Below are 6,962 nucleotides of genomic sequence, written 5' to 3'. Positions count from 1 at the left end.
TCGACGTCAGTGACCAAAGTGCCGAAACCATTGCCCCCACAGCCGCTCTCACGGCATAGTGGCTACCACAGAGCCACACGCGGACACGCGACCGCTCTTACACCACTCCACGGGACGTGACCCCACCGAACGCGCAGTAGTCACCTATCGACGGTACTCATACGCAGGAGTTCGACCTGATTTCCGCAGCGACCGGTCAACCTTGCCAGTGAGTGGTGCCTGCTGGGACCGCCGATTAGAGCGGCGTGCGAAGCTCCCTTACCAGGACCGACGACACGTCCCCGGCGACGCTCGACCTGGCGTCGGCCGGGCGCTACAGGTGGCTTACGTCGACCCCGCGCCAGCTGCCGGACCGCCGCCGTCCTCGGGCGGCAAGCGCAGAGGATCGACGAAATCCGGCGCCATCCACGGCGCGCGCCGCAGCTGCACGTAATCGGTGCCAGACCCCTCGGTGTAGCGGCTGAACGCCTCGTCGACGCCCGCCCATTGCGCTGGCTCCCCATCCGGCCCGCGTGGCGCCGGCGGATCATCACGCCACTCGAAGAGATCCTCGCCGTACGACGGTCCCCGAACCTGCAGGTCGAAAAGGTGCTCGGCAGTCAACGCGAAGTGCGGCCGCCCGTTCGGTGCGGACTGCGCCCGCCAGAGGTCACCGCACGCCTGCGCACGATCCAGCGTCACGGCGAACGTGGCGCGCGCCCCCACCGAATCAGCGGCCCTCCACAGCTTGTCCAGTTCTCCGCTGGTGAGCCCCCGCGCGTTGGTCTTGCACTCACCGACGATCATCCCTCCGGTGCGCAGGACGACCAGGACATCGACCTCCGCCTCGACCGGCGAGGCCGCGTCGCGGCGAAATTCGATGCCCGGATAGGCGCCGAACACCATCCCACCCCGACCGCCCATGACCGACGCGATGTAGCGGATGGCCAGAACCGACGGCAGGACATCGTGACTCATCGCGCGCAGCAGCGACTCGCTTGCGCGGTATCGATACTCAATGTGGCTGAACCCGTACGCATTAACGATGGGCTCCCCGCAGCCATGGCAGATCAGAGCCGGAACGATCTCGACGAAAGGACGCCACTGCTTGTGACCACAGCGGTCACATTTGGCCTCCACGCCGCGCAGGACCAGTCCGCTCGACGTGGCCCACTGCAGCCACCGCTGCGCTCCGGCCACCGACATGCCAAGCAGCACCTTGAGCTGGTTGAACGTGAGCGAGCCGGCCTCCGCCACATCCGGGGCTCCGACGGCCTGATCGAGACGTTCCAGGAGCACCTGGTAGCGATCGGTGGACTCGTCGAGGTCGTCCTGGCCCAGGAACTGGTTAAGGCGTCGCTTGACCAGGCTGACATGGCGCCCGCGGGTCAGTTCGTTGATCGCGGCGACCACCCCGGGGGCGGCCAGCATCGACAGCTCCGGCATGGCCGCCCGGATCAGGTATTCGGCGGCTCTGCCTGGGGCGCTCTCGGTCGCCACCAGGCGCGCGTCGGTGGCCAGCGCGGCCAGCACCTCCATGCCGGACGGTTGGGTGATGCGGGTCGTCTGATTGAGGTGCCCACCACTAGTGATCGGGCCGTCGAGGTACCTCAGCTCGCCGTAGTAGTGCGGCCGGCGCATGGTGGCGCTGAGCGGCAGCGGATCATCGGCGACCGTTGTCTTCAACTGCATCCAGGTGCCTTGGTGGCTGCCCAGCAGCGGCAGTCCCAGCGCCTCGACGTCGGTGGCCGTGAAGTCGGGGATCGTCGCTGACCCCTCGCTGAAATGCGTTGTCTCCGTTGACGGCACGCAATACCCGCCGATGGGACCAAGGAGCTTCCACGGGTCGGCGACATCGAATTGGTGGCGCGTGGCGAGGGCTTCAAGATCGGTACCGGCCACGGAGAACGACGTCAGCGCCACATCGTGGCCGCCGCCGAAGTAGTGCTCGACACCGGCGCGCTTCAAGGTCGCGATGTCCTGGTCGATGGAGTCGGTCAACGGGATGGCCAGCGGGAGGCCACGAGGATGCGCGAACCGTGCACGGATGTTCCAGATCAGCGCGAGGTCCTCGACGCTGCCTGGGCGGTAGACGACGATCACGTTCGGGCCGTAGCGCCGCGAGATCCGGTCGTCGTCCCACCCGAACCGCGAACGCTCGGGAAGTAGGTCACGGTTGGTCGCGGCGGGCACTCCGACGCTGAGCTTGCTGCGGGTGAGGTCGACCGCGGACACCATCGAGGGATCGCCGATCAGGGATGCCAGCCCGCGCGCACCGGCTGCGGTCTCAACGCCCCGGACCGTGACGACGTGGTCGTAGGTCAAGTCGGGCCGCAACTCGTTCCACCTGTTCATCGGATCCGGGTGGGTGGGCAGGTCACCGAACACGCTCAGGTAGGCGAGGTACCAGTCATCGTCGGGGGACACGCCGCGACACGTCTGCACGGTCGGTTTCGGGTCCTCGAGGTCGATCAGGATGCGCAGCAGCAGCTGTCGGTAGTCCCCGCCTTGAATGTCGCAGAACCTGCTTCGCTCGTGCTCGTCGATCAGGTCCGTCTTGGCGATGCCATCGATGTTGCTCTGCAACAGAATTCGGTGCCACCGGCTGTCGATGGGGGACCGCGGGGTGACCGGTATTAGCGGCATAGCGCTGCCGCCCCAGGAATTGCACAGACCGACCACAGCGCGCGCGGCGGCCGCCAGGTCCGAGCGATCGAGCGCTACTGCGCATCCGGCGGGCCGCAGTTGCCGGTGGACCACGGTGTCGCCATCCAGTGGCTCAGTGGTCAACAACGGCCACATAAGGCAACCTCCTTCTTTGGCCGGGCTCGTCGAGCCGGTGGGCGGTTCCGGCGCTGCGCCAACTGCGGCCACCTGGCGTAGCGCCGTCCACGGTAGCGCCACCAGCACAGATAGCCTCGTCGGGAATGCTCTGCGATCACACCCGCCATAGGTCTGCGACCTGGGCCAATAGCACGTCCCTCGCTGCGGAGAAGTCCGCGTCGAGCCTGCATGAGCGCTGGTCCGCCCCACCCGCCGAAACGCGTGCGACCGGCGGCGATGGCATGTCCCTCGCCCGGGTGGTGTGGTGGTTGCGGTGAGCTTGGCTGCCTTCGCGCCCGAATTGTGCGCCGCGCCGTCAGCGCGATGCCCAGCCGCCTCGGCGACGCCACACGCAGCCTCAGGCTCTGCGTCGGGCGTGTTAGGCAGTGCCGCCGACGGTGGACTGTCGGTGGAAGTGGCGTTGCACTTTCACGAGTTCCCGTGCACCGAATGTGGCATAAACACCGGGAGTGCCATTCCCGATGTAGAGTACGTCGTCGCGGTTGGTGTGCGGCCCCCACCCTTGGTTGAGGCTTACGGCAACCACGGAACCGGCCTGCACCTGCTCCCCCCAGAACCACGCGTCTCGGCTTGCGCCGGCAGCATCACCGTAGATTGACACGATGGCCTTGCTGCCACGGCGGGCGTGTTGGTAGACGTTCTGCACGTAGAGCAGTGACCAGCCGTGGTGGGTGGCGTACTGGTGAAACGACGCCCAGGCCTGTGCGGCGGCGGCGTCACGCCTTGGGGACGGACGGAAGATCATCCATCCAGTGGCTCCGACAACGATCAGGAACGCAAGTGTCACCATCGTGATCTGCCCGCCATGGCCCCAACTGTAAGAGAGGCCACCGACATCGGCTCCCCGTCAAGCTTTGCGGAACGGCGCGCAGTAGGCGCTTGATCTGCCCGGCGTTCGGATGGACCTAGGAGTCTGCGAGCTTCTGTACCCGTGGGTCGACCGGCCGGCCAGATTTCTTGCTCGCCGCGACCGCGGTCTGGGCGGCGAGCTTGCGAACGGCGAGGCTATGTTTCGGCTTCGTGGGCTTGTGCGGGGCCGTCGTCGAGGATGTCTTGTCTGTCATCGGTGACGACCTCCTCCAGGGCGATGTGCTCGGCGATCGCCTGAACGTAATCGGAATCGCCCTTGGTGGCCAGTTTAGAGGTGATCAGGACTTTGAGCAGTGTCCATCCGAGGCGTTGTTGGGTGTCGTCGCTGTCGAAGACGCGTTCGTAGGCCCATGCGACGCGGCGCCACCATTCGCTGCGGCGATCGGCGTCGTTCTTTTGGCGCCAGGTGATGATTACGCCGGTGATGGCGGTAAGTCCGACGACGAGCGTGACCCAGGCTTGCGCAGGCATTTCAGGTCCTCTCGTGAACGCGGATGACGACGGCAACTACGTGTAGGCAGACCATCGCACGAAAGGTCGACACCACCGGGAAAACCCTGATCATGAGGCCGCCCGCATGGGGCCAATCGTGTGGTGGGGATGCTGTGCGGCGTGCGGCGCGGGCCATGGGAGAAACGCTAGCCAGCAGGGGTGCACGACCTCGGTGAGCGACACGTCGGGACGCCCGTTTTCTGGCGGATCGACCCGCAAACGGCTCCGTGCCCTCAAGGCTGGACTGGATAGCAGTCCCGTGGCCGGTCAGACTGCCTTGTGGCCAGGCGGGGTGGCGTCCTCATCGAGGCGCACGCGCCGGGCGCGGGCCCGCAGATCGGAGTGGCTCAGGAAACCGTCTATGAGCGCAACCGGTCCGCCGACACAAGTCCAGTCGTCGTCCCACAACGTGGACACGAGCCCGGACCGGTCCATCGGAAATATCAGGTTAGGTAGCCGGCCGAACCGAAACCGCCCCGAGTCGCTCTGGCGCCAGTTCGCGGCCTGCTCCGGTCCGGCTTGCACCAGTACATAAGGCCAGTTCGCATACAAAATCACCCTTGGCGCGTCGGGGAAAACGACGTCGTCGCAGCCGGTGTCAAGATAACCAGCCCACCACGATTGATCCGGCGAGGCGAGCTGATGTGGTTGGTTCCCCGCCCATGGTTGCGAAAATCGCAACTACGCCCGTACCCTCAAGAACATGAGCCAGGACGAGATCGCGCGCCGCGTCGCCGACAGCATCCCGGCGGCCACCACCCATGCCGAGGTCGCCGGACAGATCGGCCTGACCAAAGACCAGCTGTCGAAGTCCCTCAACGGCCGGCGCGCGTTCTCCTCGGTCGAACTCGCCCAGCTGGCCGATGTCCTCGACGTCGACGTCCACTGGCTCATCACCGGCCGGCCCGACCCGCACCGCCTCGTCGTCGCCGCCCGCCACAACTTCGATCACGCAACCGGCCGCCGCGACGTCCCCGGCCGCGACACCGACCAACCGGTCCTCGACGACATCGCCCTGTCCTACCGCCAAGCCTTCGCCTCGTGGGATCCGGTCGACATCGCGCTGCCAGGCACCGTCCTCGAAGTGAAGTCCACCCTCGGCCCGAACTTCGTACGCCGCATGGCCGACCGCTTCGAAACCCACCTCGACGTCGACGTCATCCGACTGTCGGAGATCTCGACCGCCTACTCCTTCCACGTCGGCCCGCGCAAGGTGATCGTGCTGCAGGCCACTGGGAACTGGTTCCGTGAAAACTGGTCACTGGCCCACGAACTCGGCCATCTCGTCGCCGGCCACCACGGCGACAACCTCACCCCCGCCGAGCAGAACCACCACGAACTGGTCGCCAACCGCTTCGCCGCCGAACTACTGCTGCCCGAGGCCCAGCTCCGCAGAATCGACTGGCACAACCTGACCGAAGGCGAACTGGCCGACCAGATCTGGGACTGGGGCGTGTCCACCGACGCGCTCTCGCGCCGCCTGGAAGGGCTGGGCATCACCGTGTCCGACACCATCGGCCAGGCCCTGCAGCTGTCGACTCAAAAGCTGCTCCGTTGGCACTGGGCCGGCCAGCACGATCACGGCCCCGACCAGATCACCGTGCGCATGGACGAAGCCGCGACCCGACGCTTCCCGCTCAAGCTGCAGGAAGCCCACACCGACCTCATCGCCGCCGGCGCCCTGCACAAGGGCACCCTGGCCTGGATGCTCGGCATCGACCCGAACACCCTCGAGGTCGACGAGCCGCCACAGCCAGAGCCGCTCGACACCGATCAGCTGGCCGCCGCCCTGGGCTTGTAAGTGCCCAAGCTTTTCCTGCCCGACAACACCGTTCTGATCAACTTCGCGATCATCCGCCGGATGGATCTGCTCGGCGAACTGCTCAACGGGCGAGGCGGCTGGTGCCTGTCGATCGCCCGGGAGTGCCGCAAGTCGCAGGCCTACCACGCCGACCTCGACCAGGCCGGTGTCATCTTCGGCACGCCACTCATTCCCGACCCCACCGAAAACCTGCACGCCCACATCCTGCGCGAATCCATGGCCAGCCCGGGCGAGCCCGCAACCCAGCACCTCGGCGAAGCCGAGACCATCGCGATCATCGACGGCCGCCAGCTCGACGCGTTCTTCCTCACCGACGACGCCGGCGCCCGGGCGCTGGCCCACCGCCACCACATCACCGTCGTCACAACCTGGGACCTTTTGCGCTTGGCCCACACCACCACCAAGGTCACCCAGCCCGTGCTCACCGGCTACCTGCGCACTCTGGCCGCCGCCGGCCGCGGCCGACCACCGGGTGTCACCACTTTCAACGACCTCACGGGCTGGCTACCCAGCCTCGAGTAGGCACCTGGGCTCACGCCAACAGCGCCGCAGCCCACCGATCCGCAACGAACAACTCCCGGGCGTCCAGCCCAGTGAACGCCTGCGGCACACCGGCCTGCTGCGCAGCCACATTCAGCGGCCGCGCTGGCTTGGGCGAGACCTGGCCAACCCAGGTATGGCTTTGGTCGTCAATCCTGACGTCGGTCGTTCGCCAATTTTGACGTCGCAGGTGTCGCCTGTGGCATGTATGTGTTCGCGAATGTTGACGTCATTTGTCGGTGTTGGTTCGGTTTCGCAGGGTGTGGGCGAGCCGGTAGGAGTCGGTGCCGGTGGTCACGTCCCGTGGAGTGGTGTAAGAGCGGTCGCGTGTCCGCGTGTGGCTCTGTGGTAGCCACTATGCCGTGAGAGCGGCTGTGGGGGCAATGGTTTCGGCACTTTGGTCACTGACGTCGAG

Annotated in this window: 5 protein-coding genes; 2 read left to right on the top strand and 3 right to left on the bottom strand. The window is 66.4% G+C overall.

Annotation, left to right across the window (positions count from 1 at the left end; all coding sequences use genetic code 11):
• Positions 1-324 precede the first annotated feature (324 nt).
• From H7I87_RS18825 to H7I87_RS18815, 3 genes are all read right to left on the bottom strand, one after another.
• Positions 325-2,565: a hypothetical protein gene (locus H7I87_RS18825; protein WP_139800253.1), complete on the bottom strand. Its 2,241-nt coding sequence runs from the start codon at positions 2,563-2,565 to the stop codon at positions 325-327.
• Positions 2,566-3,181: 616 nt separating this feature from the next.
• On the bottom strand, positions 3,182-3,613 hold the full coding sequence (locus H7I87_RS18820; RefSeq protein WP_062886462.1) for a hypothetical protein: 432 nt from the start codon (positions 3,611-3,613) through the stop codon (positions 3,182-3,184).
• Positions 3,614-3,828: 215 nt separating this feature from the next.
• Positions 3,829-4,164: a hypothetical protein gene (locus H7I87_RS18815; protein WP_231102439.1), complete on the bottom strand. Its 336-nt coding sequence runs from the start codon at positions 4,162-4,164 to the stop codon at positions 3,829-3,831.
• 724 nt (positions 4,165-4,888) lie between these two features.
• On the opposite strand from H7I87_RS18815, the gene H7I87_RS18810 reads away from it, so the two are divergent.
• Positions 4,889-5,986 carry a helix-turn-helix domain-containing protein gene (locus H7I87_RS18810; RefSeq protein ID WP_062886464.1) on the top strand — a complete coding sequence of 366 codons (1,098 nt, stop codon included), beginning with the start codon at positions 4,889-4,891 and terminating at the stop codon, positions 5,984-5,986.
• The gene (locus H7I87_RS18805; protein WP_062886465.1) at positions 5,987-6,529 is read left to right on the top strand and encodes a hypothetical protein; all 543 of its coding nucleotides are present in this window, start codon (positions 5,987-5,989) and stop codon (positions 6,527-6,529) included.
• Positions 6,530-6,962: the final 433 nt, after the last annotated feature.

It is taken from the genome of Mycobacterium timonense, assembly GCF_025821985.1.
Classification (GTDB): Bacteria; Actinomycetota; Actinomycetes; order Mycobacteriales; family Mycobacteriaceae; genus Mycobacterium; species Mycobacterium avium.
This window is presented reverse-complemented; position numbering and strand designations above follow the sequence as displayed.